This window comes from Gimesia sp., assembly GCF_048262075.1.
Taxonomy (GTDB): domain Bacteria; phylum Planctomycetota; class Planctomycetia; order Planctomycetales; family Planctomycetaceae; genus Gimesia.
The window spans coordinates 293717-313134 of record NZ_JBLXFK010000008.1 but is presented as its reverse complement, the minus strand read 5'-3'; the positions used below and the strand labels follow the sequence as shown (position 1 = coordinate 313134).

At 49.5% G+C, this 19418-nt stretch carries 11 protein-coding genes and 1 tRNA gene; 9 read left to right on the top strand and 3 right to left on the bottom strand.

The window, feature by feature from the left end:
- Nucleotides 1-618 precede the first annotated feature (618 nt).
- The 4 genes from ACN0YH_RS17440 to ACN0YH_RS17425 all read left to right on the top strand — a co-directional run bounded on the left by ACN0YH_RS17440 (nucleotide 619) and on the right by ACN0YH_RS17425 (nucleotide 9926).
- Nucleotides 619-690: transfer RNA gene (locus ACN0YH_RS17440), tRNA-Gly, on the top strand.
- Nucleotides 691-887: 197 nt separating this feature from the next.
- Nucleotides 888-2348, top strand: a complete 1461-nt coding sequence (gene tig, locus ACN0YH_RS17435; RefSeq protein WP_417380855.1) for a trigger factor — start codon at nucleotides 888-890, stop codon at nucleotides 2346-2348.
- Nucleotides 2349-2751: 403 nt separating this feature from the next.
- A complete protein-coding gene (locus ACN0YH_RS17430; RefSeq protein ID WP_417380854.1) occupies nucleotides 2752-3561 on the top strand; it encodes an SGNH/GDSL hydrolase family protein in 810 nt (269 codons plus the stop codon).
- 206 nt (nucleotides 3562-3767) lie between these two features.
- Nucleotides 3768-9926: a hypothetical protein gene (locus ACN0YH_RS17425; RefSeq protein ID WP_417380853.1), complete on the top strand. Its 6159-nt coding sequence runs from the start codon at nucleotides 3768-3770 to the stop codon at nucleotides 9924-9926.
- A gap of 48 nt (nucleotides 9927-9974) precedes the next feature.
- Here ACN0YH_RS17425 and typA read toward each other — a convergent pair whose 3' ends face one another.
- Nucleotides 9975-11798 carry a translational GTPase TypA gene (typA, locus tag ACN0YH_RS17420; RefSeq protein WP_417380852.1) on the bottom strand — a complete coding sequence of 608 codons (1824 nt, stop codon included), beginning with the start codon at nucleotides 11796-11798 and terminating at the stop codon, nucleotides 9975-9977.
- Between the two features lie 288 nt (nucleotides 11799-12086).
- Here typA and ACN0YH_RS17415 point away from each other — a divergent pair, with 288 nt between their 5' ends.
- Both ACN0YH_RS17415 and ACN0YH_RS17410 read left to right on the top strand, forming a co-directional pair.
- Nucleotides 12087-13688 carry an N-acyl-D-amino-acid deacylase family protein gene (locus tag ACN0YH_RS17415; protein ID WP_417380851.1) on the top strand — a complete coding sequence of 534 codons (1602 nt, stop codon included), beginning with the start codon at nucleotides 12087-12089 and terminating at the stop codon, nucleotides 13686-13688.
- A 36-nt stretch (nucleotides 13689-13724) separates the two neighbouring features.
- Nucleotides 13725-14486, top strand: a complete 762-nt coding sequence (locus ACN0YH_RS17410; protein WP_417380850.1) for a (5-formylfuran-3-yl)methyl phosphate synthase — start codon at nucleotides 13725-13727, stop codon at nucleotides 14484-14486.
- On the opposite strand, the gene ACN0YH_RS17405 is transcribed toward ACN0YH_RS17410, so the two are convergent.
- Together ACN0YH_RS17405 and ACN0YH_RS17400 are read right to left on the bottom strand one after the other, a co-directional pair.
- Entirely contained in the window at nucleotides 14466-15560 is a 1095-nt protein-coding gene (locus ACN0YH_RS17405) for a S1C family serine protease (RefSeq protein ID WP_417380849.1), read from the bottom strand. The genes ACN0YH_RS17410 and ACN0YH_RS17405 overlap by 21 nt on opposite strands.
- Nucleotides 15561-15642: 82 nt before the next feature.
- Complete coding sequence (locus ACN0YH_RS17400) at nucleotides 15643-16677, bottom strand: S1C family serine protease (RefSeq protein ID WP_417380848.1); 1035 nt, start codon at nucleotides 16675-16677, stop codon at nucleotides 15643-15645.
- A gap of 355 nt (nucleotides 16678-17032) precedes the next feature.
- Between ACN0YH_RS17400 and rfbC the strand changes: the two genes are divergently transcribed.
- The 3 genes from rfbC (at nucleotide 17033) to ACN0YH_RS17385 (ending at nucleotide 19406) form a co-directional block, all read left to right on the top strand.
- The gene (rfbC, locus tag ACN0YH_RS17395) at nucleotides 17033-17581 is read left to right on the top strand and encodes a dTDP-4-dehydrorhamnose 3,5-epimerase (protein WP_417380847.1); all 549 of its coding nucleotides are present in this window, start codon (nucleotides 17033-17035) and stop codon (nucleotides 17579-17581) included.
- On the top strand, nucleotides 17578-18612 hold the full coding sequence (gene pdxA / locus ACN0YH_RS17390) for a 4-hydroxythreonine-4-phosphate dehydrogenase PdxA (protein ID WP_417380846.1): 1035 nt from the start codon (nucleotides 17578-17580) through the stop codon (nucleotides 18610-18612). Before rfbC ends, pdxA begins: the two co-directional genes overlap by 4 nt.
- Before the next feature lie 125 nt (nucleotides 18613-18737).
- Entirely contained in the window at nucleotides 18738-19406 is a 669-nt protein-coding gene (locus ACN0YH_RS17385) for a histidine phosphatase family protein (RefSeq protein WP_417380845.1), read from the top strand.
- Nucleotides 19407-19418: the final 12 nt, after the last annotated feature.

Below are 19418 nucleotides of genomic sequence, written 5' to 3'. Positions count from 1 at the left end.
TTGATCAGTTGGTTAAGAATGTTTTTCATCGTGGTAGTCTCCAAAGTTGTTATGAAAAGTTTGCATCGAGTTGTTTGTGTTTCCAAGTTGATAAAGGGATGTAAAGCAAGCTGAATACCAAAGGGGCCAAACCGTAAATCTTTTTTTACAAACTGTTCAGAATCAGAATCGTAAGTACTTGTCGTAAAGGGAGATAGAAATATCAGACCAGTTAGAATATTTTCGGCACCACTCTGAAACGGGGTACAACCACTTGAGGTAAAAAAGCAACACGCCTGGGACCTAAAACCGCAGACTCCACGTAACCTGTTTTAAGGTATTTAGTTAAGACAAAGATGCAGTAAGGCAACACGGGGCGAATCGGCAACATCGATACCAGTTGCCTGCAATCACCTGTGAGAGGAGACCTTATAATTAATTCAAGTGTCAGAGTCCGATTGAATGGACTGTCGCGGGTATCATTTCAACGTAAAAATTCAAAAAAGTGTCTGATATCCACGATTTACTTCCGCTCGTACTCTTGACCTCAGCGGATAACAAGACATAATCTGAGGCACAGGAAGCACGTATTGCTGTCGAGGGTGACAATGTCACTTAAGAACAGGTACAGGCCGACTTGCGGGTGTAGCTCAGTGGTAGAGCACCACGTTGCCAACGTGGCTGTCGAGGGTTCAAATCCCTTCACCCGCTCTTTTTTTCGCATGCAGAATCTCAGGGACAGAAACCGAGCCCCCATCTTATTTGAATGCGGGGCTTTTAATACTTTCAGTAGTATCACCCAATATTCAACGTCGCAGCTGGCTGCTGCCACTCTCAGATTGAGTGCCGATTTTAGGTAATGCCCCATTGCTGTATCCCACACTCAAGTAAAAGAAAAGGATTGGACCGTGTCTGACGAACTCGCAACAACAGAAGAAACCGTCTCAGCGGATGGCGAGTACAAGATGTCCGTGACCGCCAAAATCGATGAGGTTGGTCCCTGTAAGAAACATGTAACCGTAACGGTTCCCCGCACTGATATTGACCATTTTTACTCTGAGTCTGTCTCCGAGTTAGGTGGCCAGGCGACGGTCCCCGGTTTCCGCGTAGGCCATGTGCCAACCAAGCTGATTGAAAAACGCTTTCGTCAGGAACTTTCTGACCAGGTTAAGCAACGCGTATTAATGGAAAGCCTGGAACTGATCGCAGAAGATAACGATCTTGATCCAATCAATGAGCCGACAATTGATATTGAGAGCCTGGAAATCCCCGAAGACGGCGAATTTACATTCGAATTCGAAGTGGAAGTCCGACCTGATTTCAAGCTTCCGGAATACAAAGGTCTGAAACTGGAACGTCCTGCACGTGAGATAGCAGATAAAGACGTTGACGAGTACCTGACTCGCTTCCTCGGCCAATACGGCGAAATGGAAGAGCGCAAAGGTGCCGCAGAAAAAGAAGATTATCTTGAGCTTGCTATCAAATTTGAACACGATGGCAAACACCTCAGCGAAATCGCCGAGCTCGTTGTCCCGCTGCGTCCTGTATTACGTCTGCAGGATGCTGAAATGACTAACTTTGGTGAGTTGATGACTGGCGTCAAGACTGGCGACACCCGCGAATCGGAAGTCGAAATTTCCGGCGAAGCAGACCAGATCGAGATGCGGGGCGAAAAAGTAAAAGCCCTGTTTACTGTCAAGAGTGTCAAGTACATTCAAACTCCGGAAATCAATGAAGAATTACTGGAGCGTATTGGTGCCGAATCAGAAGAAGAACTGCGGGAAGAAGTGAAGAACATTCTGGAACGCCAGCTGACTTACGAACAGCGTCAGTCAACCCGTTCTCAGGTTCTGGATAAGATTACAGAATCCGCCGATTGGGATCTGCCGGAAACACTTGTCTCCAAGCAGGTTGAAAATGCACTGCGTCGTGAAATTCTGGAAATGCAACAGGCTGGATTTTCTCGTCAGGACATTCAGGCTCGCGAAAATGAATTGCGGCAGAAAGCAATTTCTTCAACTCGCCAGGCTCTGAAAGAACATTTTGTGCTCGATAAAATTGCGACCACAGAAAACCTCGAAGTACAGCCTTCGGAAATTGACATGGAAATTTACTACATGGCAATGCAGCAGGGTGAGAGCCCACGTCGAATTCGGGCCCGCATGGTCAAATCCGGCATGATCGAAAACCTGGAAGCACAGCTGCGTGAGCGTAAAGCCGTTGATGTCATTCTGGAAAAAGCAGAATACACCGACACCGAAATGAAACCTCAGGAAGAAAATAAAATCTCTGCAGTGGCACGTTCGGTCTGCTCCAGCTTCTCTGCTTCTGCTGCAGAAGAAGAAACTGAAGAAGCAGACGAAGAATAGCTCTTCGCCAGTCTTCTAGAGCGAATCACATTTAACCATAGCGTCTCTCGATCTATTATACTCGGTTCAAATGGACCTGGAGACGCTTCAGTAAAACTGAACGCAGTCTAAAATATTGATTTTCCCAAAGCGATACTGTTAACACAGTATCGCTTTTTTATTTGGCCTGAATCCCTCTCAGTTTACGCCTTCCGGGTCCAGTTAAGATCCCGCTCCCGATAATCAGCCTGGAGCGCATCAGTTTTAACCATTGCGTCTATCATTCTAATATACTCGGTCCAAATGGACCTGGAGACGCTACAGTAAAACTGGACACAGTCTAGCCGAACAAATAGATTGTATTAAAATAACTCTCCGACCTTGGATATACAAATCTATTATGCATGACAGGTATTAACCGAAAATGCCACCTCCTGAATTACACGAGATTTCCCACACGAGCCCCCCCATCATTTTACTGGGGGCCAGTAATCTGACTCGCGACTTCCCACTCATCCTGCGACTGCTGCAATCTTCCCTGCAATCCCCTTTAGATATCTATACTGCGATGGGACATGGGCGATCCTATGGCAACTGGAGCCGCGTTCTTTACCGCGCCTTGCCCGGCATTACCCGCTGCGAACTCTGGGACGCATTCCCGCTCGCACTCAACGGCAAGACCACTCCCCTGGCATTATTAACCGATATCGGCAATGACCTGATTTACGGCCAATCTACTGAAACGATTCTGAGTTGGGTTGCACAGAGTATTCAACAACTAAGGGAACATCAGGCCCAGATCACAATTACCCTGCTGCCGGAAGAAAGTCTCGCGCGGCTTTCATCCTGGCGTTTTGAGCTGACGCGGCGACTATTTTTTCCCAACAATCCAGCATCACTGGCCGATCTTAAAGAGAAAGTCCGCGAATTGAACCAGAGCCTGTCAGCATTTGCAGACCAGGATCAGATCTCGGTCGTAGCTGCGTCGCAGGAATGGTATGGGTTCGATCCGATCCACTATCGCTATTCTCAGCGTGTCCATCTCTGGAAAACAATTCTTTCCCATTGGGAACTGCCTGAACTCAGCAGGATGACTGCCCGCAATCACTGGCTCGACTCGTTTTATGCCATTACCCGATTAACCCCCTCTACCAGGCGACAGTGGGGAAAACTGCAACAAAAACCACAACCAGTTCGCATACTGGATGAGGGAACACGAATTTCTGTTTTTTAATACAGAATTTCAGCAGGTATGAATTAATACCATAAAGCAGTTGGAATTGATCTAATCCATTGTCATTTTGGAAGTTAGTAAAATAAAGTTGAGATATTTCAGACTAAAACAGAGATTGAAAGTGATATATTGGAAAAGCTGACGCCTGTTTAAATAAGTATGACTTCGATGATTCATGACGCTCATCAACTTTAGAAAGCAGCAGCATGGCTGGTATCGCATACCTCGGCATTTTTATTGGTTTGATGATCATCCTGCTGATCATTACCGTGGTAGGACATGGTATCTGGGTCTTTGTCGCTGCACTCTTTAGATCCTCTTCGCTGCTGAATTCCCTAAGCGATGAAGAACGAATCGCTTCCGCTGTAGAATCCTCTTCAAAAAACACATTCAATCAGGATCGACAGACTACACAACGTTATCTGCGACGTCTGTATTATGAAGGAAAAATCCCGGAACAGGATTTTCAGAAACTGCTTAAATACACTACCGAGGAATTTATTTCCCCGACGCGCCCTGAGCACAATCCTTCACCCCAACCGATAATTTCTACCACTGAAACAGAGACTGAATTCCCCCCTTCTACTCCAGTGGAATCTCAATCCCCAGCTGAAGAAATCTCTGATTTTCTGGATGAGAGTGATTTCCTGGAAGAATCGGCGATCCAAACCAGACCGAAACGTTTCACGCTTCCGACAGCAAAACCGTCCCCTCAACGTGAAAGTATCACCCCCCCGGCAGATAAACAGGCTATTGGTTCTCTGTTAAACGCGTTCATGGAGGATAAAAATATTCGCTGGGGAGAACTGGTCAGTGGGCTGCTGATTGTAGGAAGTGCTATCGGCCTCGTCGTGAGCCTCTGGTCGACACTTAAAAACCAGATCCCTTATCTGCCTGCTTTGCTCTTCCTGCTGGCAACGGCTGCCATCCATGGAGCAGGCCTGTATACTTTCAAACGCTGGAAACTGGAATCCACGAGTCGCGGCCTGTTGTTGATCACCGTCCTACTCGTTCCGCTTAACTTTCTGGCCGGTATTCGCCTCTCCGATCATCGACCAGCAACCGACCCGCTTTTTATTCTGGCTATCAGTATCGGCTTTGCTGCCTTTGGTTGGATGGTCAGTTCGGCCAGCCGCATCCTCGTCAGTTTTGGTCGACTTCCTTTACTGGTGATTGTACTGGGAACATCAGCAGGACAGCTGATTATTTCACGAATCGCATCAAACAATCCTTCATTTCTGCAGACAAATCTACTGGCAATCCTGCCTGCAGGATGTTTTATCATCGGATTGACTCTGATCCTCAAGCAGACATTGAAGTGGGATAAGATCACAGATTCTCGAGCTCGGGAACTGGTAACACTCGGAGGCCTGTCAGTCTTCGCTGTGCTGGCCCCCTGCTGGCTGTTGGTCTGGAATACGACGAATCGCCTCGAAACGTTTTCCTGCCTGACCCCACTGTTCAGCCTGATGGAAATTCTGCTGCTCGGCCTGGGGCTGATCCTGCATCACAGAAAAAACGGAGACGATACTCCCCACTGGGCGTTGACCGGCTCTTCCATTGCCGTCTTTTCTACTTTGATGATCTTGATCAATTTTGCGATCTCCTGGCCCCGGGTTGACATCCTGGTTGTACTGGGCATCGTTAATTGCATCAGCCTGTCGATCCTGGCCATCCAGGCACGCTTTGCGCTCTGCCACATCCCTGCTTTGATTTCCGCAGCCATTGCCGGCCTGCTGGGTTTCCATCTACTTACTGGTACCATCACCTGGGAAGGAACCACACAGACCAGGTTGATCGACTCGCTACTGCTGGGACGCAGTTCCATCGTGTTTGCCGTCTTTACAATCCTGACAACTGCAGGAGCGTCATTCCTGAAACGAAGTGGAAAACAGGAAGACGCCCGCTACTTCCTGTACACAGCAGGATGTTTTTCAGTCCTCTCGACTATGATCGCAGCCTACGCCGGATTTGTAACGCAGACCGATTTAAACTGGTCTACGCTCGCGTTGCTGATGAACACGTTATTCTTCCTGCTGGCCAACTGGCAAGTACGAAGAAAGGCTCTCTCTGGAGTTGCCTCTTTCCTCGGCTTTCTGACACTGCAGCATGCATTCTGCCTCAATACGACTTTTCGAGACGGACTATCCCACTTTAAACTGTTACCTGAGGCACCCTTTGTCTGGGGGTGTTTGATTCATGCTACGACAAGCTTACTGTTTCTGATAGCCCTTCATTACTGGTGTCGCCACAGAAATCCTCTACAATCTGCCTGGTCACTGATTCCAGTCAAGTCAAATGCATTTACATTACCCATCGTCTCCGGTTCCTTATGTTCTACCATTCCTGTCATCATCTACACTCTCGGACAGATCATGCCTGCCGAAATGCATGCCCTTTATGCGTTCTGGCTGATGCTGATCTGGATCTCCGTGGCATTGATCTTGAAGTCAGACTTCTGGTTTCTGTGTTCCCAGTTCGCGGGAACAGCCGGCAGCCTGTATGCCGCGACAGCCATTGGCGAACATTACAACCTCTGGGAAGGCGCAGGTCGTGAGCATCCCCGTTACTGGCTGATTCACATCCTTGCTGTCGTGATCTGGATTCTGGTGGGATCAGCCATCCATTCGAAAAAGTATTCCCGCAATATGCTAGGGGCACTGTCTCGCAGCGCTCGAATGAACCTGCAGCCGACATTGCTGGCTGGATCGATCATCGCCACGGGCTTCGTGCTTTGCGCCGCCCTGCTCCCAGCCATTCTGAATCAGTTGAAAGATATTTCTGCACTCTCAGCTGTACATCGGCTTGCGATTCCCTTTCTGGCGGGATTCTTCATCTACATCATGGTATTAATCAGTATTGCCCTGACCAAACCGAAACCGAAGCGACTGCACACGCCAGCTGGATTGATCATGGGACTGCTGCTGTTGACCATTGTATCCAACTTTAGATCTTTCGATCTGGAACTGTCTCTCTTCAGCTTTCAGCTCAAACATGCAGTCGAAGCCTTTAGCTTCTGGAGCTGGCTGTGTCTCGGATTGCTGATCGTGGCCTGCCTGCCTTACCTTAACAGTCGCTTCCAGTCAGGAACGGCGCTAGGGGTCCTGTTTATTACCTACCTGGTCCCCTTCCTGATCGCCGGGTATTTTATTGATCAGAATCGTGCGGCGGATGCTTTGCGATGGGGGTTGAGCCTATATGCCATGACAATGATGCTGCTGATTATCAAATCAGAATCGCTTCTCAATTATCTGCGAGCTAAAGAAATTCGATTGCGATATTTGCCTCGACTGCTGGCCGACAAACCCACCTGGCGTAACCTCAGCATCCTGGGTGCCTGCCTGCCACTTCTGGTACTGACCCTTTACCAGATTTTTGGATACTGGCTGGAATTTTCCCGTGCCCCTCAAGTCGTTTCATTCTCAGAGCGGATCATTCCGATCCTGGCTTTCTGCATGCCTCTTCTGCTGTTGCTGGTCGCGGTGATCTTCTATGCGATTCATTTTCGATCAGCCGGCTGGATGCTGATTGGTTCCCATCTTCTGATTATGGTTGTGATCACGGGAACAATCATGAGCTTCACCGAGTCGATTTCCACATTCGGATCTGCTGCCTGGCTACGAACTATAATAGCTCTGGGACTCTCGTTCGCAATATATGGACTGGGCTGGCTTGCCCTGGAACCGAGAATTAATCCTGATTGGAAAGCACAACAATCCCTGTCTCCCGTTCACTGGCCCCTGATACGAGTCCATGCCCTCGGTATGCTCTGCCTGATGGTCGGACCTTATCTGCTACCATTCCTGATGAACATGGCAAACCCCCAACTTGAATGGGAAAAATACTTCCCGCAGATTCCGAGAACCGTTATTGTATCAATCAGTCTGGCAACCGGTTTTCTCTGGTGGTTTTCGCGACGCTATGCCAGTAGTCTGCTTACTAACGGAATGACGTTCCTCGCTTTCGCTTTAATTGGCTTTACGACCATCTTATTCCGCCAGTACTCAGACATGCCTGCCTGGAAAATCAATTTTCTGATGGAAGCGGGACTGATTCTGATAGCCAGTTTCCACACCCTGCGATTCATAATGAAACATCGTCAGATCAGCCAGGCGACTGGTTCACAACCAGGCGTCACCCGCCATTTCTACTGGTGCCAAATCCTGGTCGTCGCATTGATTCTGTATGCGTTCCGAGGTGCCTGGTCCGATTCACTGAGACCGTTGCCTGCCACGACCATCGCCGGCTTTGGAACGCTGGTTTATTTCCTGCTGGGCATCTGTCTTCGCAAAGAATTTCTCAAATATGCCTCCCTGATCATTGCCTTACTGGGAACCCTGTTTTCTGTGACTGCCACCTGGAATATCCAGGACAGCTCCGTTTCTGCTCAACAGATACTCGACCTGACCAGATGGATGATCTCGACGGCTGCTCTCATTTCCGGTTGCTGGCTGACGTTTGATCTGTACCAGATGACTCGTACTAATTCGGAGAGCACATCTGTAAAACCACCTGGTCTACCACAAATCATCTCAGGAATTCTGGTCTGCATGATCCTGTTTTACACATTCCTGATCGCAGTCACTAGAACAGTACTGATACATATCGAAGTCCCCGTTATTCGAGACCTGGCTGGCTGGACTGCTTTACTGACTGTAACGCTGCTGTTGATCGGGTTGCTCTGGGATCCGAAAAGCCGCTATAGCCTGCAGGCGTTATTCGTCATCGGTCTCTGTTATATCGGTACTTTCCTGAGTGACCAGACAGAACTTCGACTGCTGGCGCAACATTCCGGACTGGCTGTCTCCTGCTATGCCTGCTTGATCGGCATCCTGTGGAGATTACGCAGCGTATGGATTGATTTCATCTACCGACTGGGGATTCCGAGTCAAACAAATCAGTTCTGGCGCTGGCTGCCTTCCGCGGTCACCTTGCTTGCCGTTTATTCTATCCTCGCATTGCTCCCTGGTGTACTTCGATTTAAAGAGCAGGACCTGCGGTGGTGGTCTGTTGTGGGAACTCTGATTACGGGCTTCGCTTTTTACTCTTTCACTGATCTCAGTGAGTATTCGCAAAAATTCAAAAAACGGACCCTGCTGGCATTGGGAATTGGCTCTGTTTATGCCGGCTGGGCCCTGTTACCTGTAGACGGTAACTTTTACTGGCTCGACCATCTGATTCGACTGCTGGAAGTGGTTGCTATTTTGAGCCTGGTCCTGACTGTGATCCAGGTGAAATGTACTTTCCTCTCACCAGACTGGTCTGAAGCCGTCCGAACCAATTCACGTACATTTCTGTCTATCGCGGGATCCTCTCTTTTCTCCATTCTGATATCAGAAGTCGGGTTTCATTTGGCTGGAATCCCTCTGCAGCTCACAGCTGGCAGAATCGGTGTCGTTTCGCTGACTCTGGTTGCCTTATCTGCGGCACTGATTCTGATGGCAGCAATTCCCAAATACGATTCCTTTCAATTACCGCTGAAACGACGGATGTGGTATGTGTATGCAGCAGAAATCGTACTGGCGCTGCTGTTCCTGCACATTTACCTGACCATGCCCGAGCTCTTCCGCGGTTACCTGCTTCCTTTCTGGCCTTATATTGTGATTGCCATCGCATTCGCAGGTGCCGGAGTGGGAGAATTTTTTGATCGCATCGGTCTGAATGTACTCTCTGAACCGCTGCAGCGAACAGGTACATTTCTCCCCTTACTGCCGGCGCTCAGTTTCTGGATTCATGCTGCCTCTCACGGGCAGTCACCGATCGTGGGCGACTATTCGATGATCCTGTTACTCATTGGAATCGTATATGTCACAATGAGCTTATGGCGAAAGTCATTCGTCTATACAACGCTTGCAGCGCTCGCCGGCAATGGCGCCTTATGGGCCTTCTGGATGGAACAGGGGCAGGTCTTTACTCAACATCCTCAACTCTGGTTGATCCCCCCTGCTCTCTCAGTTTTAATCGCCACACATCTGAATCGGGAGAAACTCAGTAAAACGCAACTGACTGCGATTCGTTATTTCGCCACTATGTCCATCTATATCAGTTCGACCGGAGACATGTTTATCGTAGGTGTTGCCAACAGTCTGTGGCCTCCCGTGATCCTCTGCAGCCTGTCAGTGATCGGTGTCTTCGCCGGTATGATGTTTCGCGTTCGTGCTTTTCTTTATGCCGGGTCGTCATTTCTGGTGCTCTCGATTGTGAGCATGATCTGGCATGCATCCCAGTCACTGGGACATGTCTGGCCGTGGTGGGCATTCGGGATCGGCCTGGGGATCTGCATCCTGGTTGTGTTCGGGATGTTTGAGAAACGCAGAAATGAAATGCTGGAACTCGTAGGACAGCTCAAAACATGGGACCGCTGACAGCTGCTGTGAATCCGGACGATTCACAGCAGCGCGTCTGCATCGAGTTTATTCAGCAGTCGTAGTTCGATGATTCCGCTTACGTTCATTCTCGGTTAAATGAATCTTTCGCAAGCGAATGATCTTGGGAGTAATTTCCACGTATTCATCGTACTCAATGTACTCCAGGGCCGATTCCAGGCTCATGTCACGAGGCGGCTTGAGTACCATGTTCTCGTCTGAACCGGAGGCACGTACGTTGGTCAGCTTCTTGCCGCGAATAGGATTCACAACCAGATCGTTATTGCGGACATTCTCTCCGACAATCATCCCTTCATAAACATCAGCACCGGGTCCAACGAAGAACTCAGCCCGATCACGCAATTTCCACAAGGCATAACCAACGGCCTGACCTTTATCCTGCGAAATCAGCACGCCATTCGCACGGCGAGGAACCTCTCCTTCGGAAACTTTATAAGCTTCGAAACGGTGATTGATAATTGCTTCGCCGCGGGTTGCATTCAACAGACGGGTACGCAGACCAATCAGACCACGTGCGGGAATGGAAAACTTGAGATGAGACATGCCGGTTTCACCAGAGGTCATATCGATCATCTGTCCGCGACGGGCACAGACCAGTTCCATCACGGAACCGACCACTTCTGATGGAGCGTCGACTTCCAGAGACTCAAACGGTTCATGCCATTTTCCATCGATCTTCTTACGAATGACTTCCGGTTTGCCTACAGACAGTTCATAGCCTTCGCGTCGCATCTGCTCGATCAACACGGACAAATGCAGAATACCACGACCAGAGACAGAGAACGAATCTTTATCTTCTCGTTCGGCTACACGCAAGGCTACATTTGATTCCAGTTCTCGCATCAGTCGATCACGCAGGTTGCGACTCGTCACATACTTTCCATCCTGTCCCGCGAGAGGCGAACTGTTGATGGTAAACAACATAGACAACGTTGGCTCATCGACATCAATGCGAACCAGAGCCTGCGGCTTTTCCGCACAGGCGACGGTATCACCAATTTCCGGATTATCCAGACCCACCAATGCGACAATATCACCGGCAGATGCCTCATCGACGGGAGCCCGCCCCAGGTTATTAAACAGTTCTACCGAGTCGACGGTGCACTTGAGATGGTCCCCATTGCGTTTGATGAGGGTCACGCGCTCGCCGGTACGAACTTTTCCACTGCTGATACGACCGGTCGCAACACGTCCTACATATTCAGACCATTCCAGTGTAGTCACCATCATCGTCAGTGGTGCGTCCTGATTGACATCAGGTGCAGGCACATTTTCAAGAACCATGTCCAGTAGCGGATGGATGCTGTCGCCGAAATTATCCAGATCATGTGTCGCGAAACCTTCGCGGGCACTGGCGTAGATATAAGGGAAGTCGAGAGTTTCGTCGTCTGCTTCCAGTTCCACAAACAGGTCGAACATCTCACTTAAGACATGATCGGGTCGGCAATCGGAACGGTCAATTTTGTTGATGACCACCAGAGGTTTCAAACCACATTCCAGCGCCTTTTTTAATACAAAGCGGGTCTGTGGACGAGGACCTTCAAATGCATCGACCAGAATTAAAACGCCGTCTGCCATTCGGAGCACGCGTTCTACTTCGCCACCAAAGTCCGCGTGGCCTGGCGTATCGATGATATTGACTTTGACGCCCTTGTACATCAATGCGATGTTCTTGGCCAGAATCGTGATGCCTCGTTCCCGTTCCAGGTCGTTGGAATCCAGGATACAGTCGCCCTTTAATTGAGAATCACGAAAATGGCCACTTTGATGCAGTAAGGCATCGACCAGTGTCGTTTTCCCATGGTCCACGTGCGCGATAATCGCAATGTTCCGCACATCTTCTCGTTTCATGACTCTTAATTCTTCCCACAATGAATCTCTCGGGAAACCGTCTTAATATTCAAACGTTCCTTACAGGGAACAGAGGGTTTCGCCAAAAAACCGCCTCACAGCGCATCAGGCAACTATAGAAGCCGCAAAATATATCAACAATAGATTAGTAACGCAAAGGCCAGAATTGTACATTCTTACTGGTAGTTCCGATCGGTTTTAGCGATACTTTTACCAAATACTACGCTCAATCTTCACAAAGTGAGAATTCTCACCATAAATTCGTTATTCACAAAGGGGTTATATCGCATGCACTCTCTTCGCCTGCAGATTTGCCTTTATCTGTTTCTCTTCGCTTTCTCGCCGTCTAACGCCATTTTTTCCCAGGAACAGTCCTCGTTTGACATCCTGCTCAAAGGGGGAACGATCGTTGATGGTTCAGGTAAACCGGGGTTTACTGGCGATGTCGCAATCAAAGATGACCGGATTGTACAAATCAGCCCCGAGATCAAGGGAACTGCCAGAGAGATAATTCCCTGTCGTGGACTAACGATTGCTCCGGGTTTTATCGACCTGCATAACCACAGTGACCGGCAGATTATTTCGCCTTTAACCCGGGCTAACATGAACTATGTCACCCAGGGATGCACCACAATTGTAACTGGAAATTGTGGCAGTGGCCCGGTCGATACAGAAGAATATTACCGTATCATCGATGCTGCGGGAAGCGGAACGAATGTACTGCATCTGATTCCTCAAGGATCGCTGCGTGACGAAGTTATGGGCTCAGGACAGCGAGAGCCTACAGCCGAAGAACTGCAGAAGATGAAAGCACTGGCTGAGAAAGCCATGCAGGATGGTGCCTGGGGGATGTCCACCGGACTGATCTATGTCCCCAGCTCCTATGCAAAAACAGACGAACTGGTTGATCTGGCCAAAATTGTCTCCCGCTATCAGGGAATCTATGCCAGTCACATACGCAATGAAAGTACCGAATTACTGGCAGCCGTCGATGAGGCCCTGAAAATCGGTCAGCAGGCAAAGCTGCCCGTTCACATTTCTCACTTCAAATCCAGTGGCCAGGATGCCTGGGGGCTTGTCATTCGCGCTGCCGCAATGATTGATGCTGCCCGAAAACAGGGGCAGAAAGTCACCGCCGATCAATACCCCTATATTGCCTCCAGCACTTCGCTGGGTGCGACGTTAATCCCCGCCTGGGCCAGAGCTGGCAGTAACAAAGAGCTAGTAGCCCGACTGGAAGCGCCTGAAACCTCAGAGAAAATCATTAAAGCCATCAAGAGTAATATCGAAAAACGCGAAAAGGGAAAAGCGGTTCGCATCGCCCGCTATTCAACCAGGCCCGACTGGGTGGGCAAAAATCTGTCACAAATTGCGGAAAAAGAAAACAAAAGCGTATTGGACATTGTGCTGGAGATCACACGACACGGGGGTGCTTCTGTTGTTAACTTCAGTATGAATGAAGCCGACGTCCGCCAGATCATGAAAATCGACTGGGTGGCCACCGCTTCTGATGGTCGGGCTTACCTGCCGGGATCGGACCGCCCCCATCCCCGCAACTATGGAACTTTTCCCCGTAAGCTGGGTTATTACGCGCTGCAGCAGAAAGTAATTTCCCTGGAACATGCCATAAGAAGCATGACCGGTCTCCCTGCTGATATTCTGGGGCTCAAGGACAGAGGCTATCTACGGAAGGGAGCGTATGCTGATCTCGTCGTTTTTGATTCCGGTACCCTGATTGACAAAGCCACATTCGACAATCCACACCAGTATTCGGCAGGGATCCGTTATTTGTTTGTGAATGGCAGCCCTGCTATCAATGCCGGGTTTCCCACAGGCAGTCTGGCTGGCAAAGCGCTCCGTCATCAGCCAGCAGCGAAAACAGAGAAGTAAACTCTACCTTTGAGCCATTTCAGGAAAGACACAGCATTGAATCCACAGCACACACAGTTACTGGTCAGTGTCAGGGACTGTGAAGAAATAGCTCCTGCGATCGCAGGAGGTTGTGAAATCCTCGACTTTAAAGACCCCGGTCGCGGTGCACTGGGGCGAGTTGACGATGCAACACTGAATGCTGTGATAGACTACTGCCAGCTTCATTCCGTGAACATTCCTCTCAGTATGGCGCTGGGGGAACTTTACGAATGGAGTACAGAACAGAACTCCCTGAAGATCCCTGCAGAGATTAAATATTTGAAAATAGGGTTCTCTCACTGTAGTGGATCCCGAGACTGGGTTTCAGACTGGCAGAACCTGAGACAACAGATTGAAGAGAGTAGCGGACATCCACACCAATGGATTGCGGTTGCCTATGCTGACTGGAATCGGGCGGCTTCCCTCTCACCACACGAGGTCCTGGAGTCAGCGTGCGAAAATCAGTGTGCTGGACTGCTGATTGACACTTTCTCAAAACAGCATGGCAGGCTATTGGACCTGCTCACGCCAGAAACTCTCGGCGAGATCATCGAACAGGCCAGAGCTAGTCAACTGAAGCTTGCGCTGGCTGGTTCTCTGCGAATTCAGGATCTGGAGATCCTGTCAGAGCTGGCACCAGACATCATTGGTATCCGCGGAGCTGCCTGTATCCACCATAACAGAACCAGCGTTCTCCAGGAATCTGCCATCAGAACGTTCCGGAAGCAAATGCGTTTCCGCACGAATTCAACGCGATCAGGATGCCGTGGTCGCTGAGACAGTGTGCTGCTTGGAATCCTTCAATGGATTATAGGGAGCAAATTCTTTCCGTTTCAGTTTCTGAATCATGGGAACGACGTGATTGGCCGGGATAGCGAACGATTTAGTTCTGCCAGCACGGGCAATATTCAAACCAATTGCATTCCCCTGCAGATCGACGATCACGCCGCCACAGTCTTCCGGTCGCAACACGGTATCGTGCTGTAAGACCTCGGTGAATCCTGTTTTCCGGCGGCTGAGAGCCCCCCCCATTTTTTTCTGCATTTCCCGCAGGCGATCATAAATCAGCATCTGAGGGTCCGTCAGTACTACAACAGCATTTACCTCTTCTTTTTCCCGGAGGATCTTGACAAGAAGCCGGTCACCGGGCAAAAACTTCTGAACAAATTTTGAAAGAGAGCGGGCACTGTCAATCTCTTCGCCAGCGACGCTTAAGATCACATCTCCTGGCTTCAAACCTGCTTCTTCCGCACCACTTTCACGTATGACATGTTTCACCAGGGCTCCACCTTCAGCGTCGTCGATCTGTACTCCCAGGACACCGGGAGCCGGCTCGATTTTACGTCTGGCAACACTAAGCACTCCGACACTTACAGGAGACATGCTTAAACCGGGGGTGACAAGCCACTGTCCCACCTGTGGATCATTGTCAGATTTCCATTTGACCGTCGGCAGATTTTTGGCATCAATTTTGATCAATGCCAGATCGAGCTTTCCATCCACACCAACGATCTCAGCCGGATAACGTTCCGCCGTCGATAATTCGCAGGTAACTTCCCCCTCCAGTTGGCTGGCTTTGGTCAAAATCCAACCATCAGACTCGACAATGGCGCCTAATGACGTCTCTTTTCCGTTGGAGCGGACTCGGACGGTCCAGGAACGCGGAGTTGAAACGACAGAACGAAAAGCGCGACGCATCTGCGAGCCACTGGTCAACTGGCTGGGCTGAAGTTGATCCCAGGCGTAGCTCTGTGAAGACAGCCCGTCCATGCAAACCGAAACAATCAAAAGCAATAAAGCAGTCCGAACGGCAGTTGCCTTATGCTTTCCAGTATATTGATCCTGGTTCAAGTCTATCTCCTCACGTTTAGATTATTTCGGTGATCTTTTTTTCGGAGCAGAAACCAAGATCGAAATTTTTTGTTGTCGTTCATCAATCCCGTGCAGCGAGCTGTACTTCGAACGCCATGTTCTTACCGGCGCGAATCAGTGTAATCTGAACTGTCTGACCTGGCTTATATTGTTGTACAACCCCGGCAAGCTGTTCGATTCCTGTAATCTTCTCATCATTAAGTTGAATAATAATATCACCTGTTTGTAACCCGGCAATTTCAGCAGGAAACCCTCGGGTGACTCCTGTCACTTTACAGCCACGGTCTGTATCTTCACCATTCACTCCCAATACAGCATTCTGCCCAAGGGGTTTTGCGCCCCACACATCACCAGAAACAAGCTTTTGCCAGTCATCCTGAAAAGCAGAGACGGGAATATGAAAATTCCAGCTGGTGGAGGGACCAATTCGACTGTGGATTCCCACAACCTGCCCCTGCATGTTAAACAGGGGGCCCCCTGAATCACCGCCGATGAGAGTACAATCGGTTTGTAACAAGTGTTTTTTACGAGAGACAATTCTCCCCAGTCGCACAACAGGTGCCCGTCCTGACTGATAGCCATTGGGATGACCGGTCGCCATGACCCATTCTCCCGCCTCGATTTCAGAAATGTCTCCCATTTTCACTGCAGAGAGTTTGCTGATATCTACATCATCATCTTCCACCAATTTGACCAGACCGGCGTCGAGCCCCCGGTTCAAACCCATGGTTCGCCCTTTTAAGGTTCTTCCATCATGCAGAATGATCGTTGCATTTTTCTGCGCCAGGCCAATCACATGTGCTGCAGTTAAAATATAGCCAGCCTTGTTATCGATAATCACGCCGCTGCCCTGTGCTTCCCCCACACGAACAGAAACCGTACTTTCAATGGCAGTTCTGGTCAGTGATGTAACCTGTCGCTCTATTTCCTGCAAATCTTCAAGAGAATCAGGAACCGTTTTAAAGAACACCTCTGACAGTTTTGCCGCAGGGGCTACAGAAACCGGCTTCTGAACTTTGACGTCCTGCGCAAACAAAGGGACTGCTGAAACACCGGCAGCAAACAGGAATGCGCAAGTGAGAAGGGATCTCAGCATAACATTAACTGCCGTTCTGATAATGATTTCAGGGGTTCGTCTCATAAGGCTTCACTTAACATCTGGTAAGGCTGTATCCCTCAGGTAATATGTGTTGACTATAGAATACGCGATACAGGTCAGACTTTTCAAGAAAAAACAGGAAAAACTCAGAGGTAGTCAGTTATTCTAAATTCATTTAATAATTGGACTTGTGTATGTTTCAGGCACATGTAAAGATTTTAAAAACTCAGAGATCGGACTCTTAGCATTGCTTTTAACCAACAGAATATTCGCTATTATTAGCCCACGTCTTCTTTTTTCAACATGCGTCTCATGAAAGCCCTTCTCCTCTCAAGAAAGAATTTGTTGTCATATGGATATACAACAGACTGAATTTCCCGGCTTAGTGATCATCACACCTCGCGTTTTTTCTGATGATCGTGGATTCTTCAAGGAGACCTTCCAGCAGGAACGCTACGAACAGGCGGGAATCACGAAATCATTCGTACAGGACAATCATTCCCGGTCCTCCGCTGGTATCCTGCGGGGATTACACTTTCAGATCCAGCGGCCCCAGGCAAAACTGGTTTTTGCAGTGGAGGGTGAAATTCTGGATGTCTGCGTTGATCTCAGAAAAAATTCTCCTACATTCGGAAAATCGATCTCGGTCCTGCTGTCAGCAGAGAATCACAAACAACTCTTTGTGCCCGCAGGATTTGCTCACGGATTTTATGTCATCAGTCCGCGTGCTGACTTCATGTATAAATGCAGCGACTATTATTTCCCGGAACATGAACGAACCCTGCTCTGGAATGATCCTGCATTAGAAATTGAATGGCCTCTGACTGGCGAACCAATCCTGTCTGAAAAAGACCGCCAGGGACTTCCCCTGTCCGAATGTGAAATTTTCGAATCACTATGAAACTGCCGCTCATCGCGTTAACCATGGGGGACGTCTCGGGCATTGGGCCACAATTGCTGGACCTGCTCTGTCGAGGATCTGAGATTTTTCAGATCTGTCGCCCAGTTGTTTATGGTAATGCCGCGGTTCTCAGGCGTGCCTCGGAACTATCCGGTTCCCGGTTGCAAACCCGCGAGATCGAATCCGTTTCAGATAACCTGGAATTCCAGTCTGGAATTGCAAACTGCATTGATCGTGGAAAATCAGATGTCGCTGACGCAGTCCCCTGTGAAATCGATGCCCGCGCAGGCCAGGGGGCCTATGATTACCTGGTGAGTGCCATTGATGATTGTCTGTCCAGAAAGGTGGATGCTATTACCACAGCTCCACTGAATAAGGAATCACTGCGACTGGCAGGCATTGATTACCCCGGTCACACCGAAATCCTGGCTGACCGCTGTGGAGTCGCAGACTTTGGTATGATGCTCTACCTGCCCCATGGTACTGCGATCCAGCCCCCCGTTGGCCTGGGCATCGTCCACACCACCTTGCACACATCCATTGCCAGCGTTCCCGGTTTACTCAATACGGATGCGATCTTTGAAAAAATCAGACTCATCTCGGGACTGATGCAGAAAATGGGAGCAGTTCAACCCCGCGTTGCCGTCTGCGCTCTGAATCCGCATGCCGGTGAGCATGGCCTGTTTGGCGATGAGGAAGCACAAATCATCGCCCCCGCGGTCGAACTGGCCATTCAATCAGGGCTTGACGTAACCGGACCGCTGCCTGCAGACACGCTGATTCGCAGAGCCGTCCATGGCGAGTTCGATGCGGTCGTCGCCATGTATCACGACCAGGGACATATTCCGTTCAAACTGCTCGGCTTTGACCAGGCAGTCAACATCACGCTTGGTCTGCCGATTGTCAGAACCAGCCCCAGCCATGGTACAGCCTTTGATATCGCCTGGAGCGATATAGTTCCCGATACCCGAGGTATCATCGAAGCAATCAAAGCAGCAGCAAAACTGTCTCACAAGCAACCAGACCGGTAAGAGTTCGTTATCATTATCTAGAGCGCATCACATTGAACCACAGCATCTGTCCATCTGACATACTCGATCCAAATGGACCTGGAGACGCTACTGTAAAACTGGACACAGTCTAGACAGGCCCCGACATGAAACCTCCCAAACTGGTACCTTACCCGGAATCTGATGCTACAAACCTGCTCCTGATTCGCCATGGTGCCACGCCTCCCAATGAACAGCGTCCCTACATCCTGCAAGGCTGTGGGATCAACCCCAGCCTGAGTGAATCGGGACAAAAACAGGCGGCTGCGTTAGGCCAGTTTCTTTTTTCCACCAGTCCGATCCATCATGTCTACAGCAGCCCCATGATCCGAGCCCGGGAAACTGCGGAAGCAGTCTGCAAACCACAGGGACTGACTCCTGGAGTAGTACCTGAAATCCATGAATGTGATGTAGGGCTCTGGGAAGGAAAATCATGGGACATCATCATGCAGGAGTTTCCAGAAGCTTACGAAGCGTTTATGCATGATCCCCATCTTAACCGATACGAAGGGGGAGAATCGTACGGCGATGTGCTCAACCGGGCAGAGCCCGCCCTCCAAAACCTGCTGGATCAACATCTGGGAGAAACGATTGTCGTAGTCGCGCACAATGTAGTGAACCGGGTTTACCTGGCACGGTTACTGGGGTTGGAAATCAGCAAGGCCAAAGACATTGCGCAGACCAATACCGGGATCAACCTCATTCGCTACCAGCAGGGTGAAACAAAAGTCATCACAATGAACTCCATCTTCCACTTGAATGGTGTTCCCCACTGAGTTCACTGCCAT

Coding starts and splice junctions, on each gene's coding strand:
- pdxA (WP_417380846.1), top strand. CDS start 17,578: ATGAAACTGCCGCTCATCGCGTTAACCATGGGGGACGTCTCGGGCATT.
- ACN0YH_RS17430 (WP_417380854.1), top strand. CDS start 2,752: ATGCCACCTCCTGAATTACACGAGATTTCCCACACGAGCCCCCCCATC.
- typA (WP_417380852.1), bottom strand. CDS start 11,798: ATGAAACGAGAAGATGTGCGGAACATTGCGATTATCGCGCACGTGGAC.
- ACN0YH_RS17400 (WP_417380848.1), bottom strand. CDS start 16,677: ATGCTGAGATCCCTTCTCACTTGCGCATTCCTGTTTGCTGCCGGTGTT.
- ACN0YH_RS17425 (WP_417380853.1), top strand. CDS start 3,768: ATGGCTGGTATCGCATACCTCGGCATTTTTATTGGTTTGATGATCATC.
- rfbC (WP_417380847.1), top strand. CDS start 17,033: ATGGATATACAACAGACTGAATTTCCCGGCTTAGTGATCATCACACCT.
- ACN0YH_RS17385 (WP_417380845.1), top strand. CDS start 18,738: ATGAAACCTCCCAAACTGGTACCTTACCCGGAATCTGATGCTACAAAC.
- ACN0YH_RS17415 (WP_417380851.1), top strand. CDS start 12,087: ATGCACTCTCTTCGCCTGCAGATTTGCCTTTATCTGTTTCTCTTCGCT.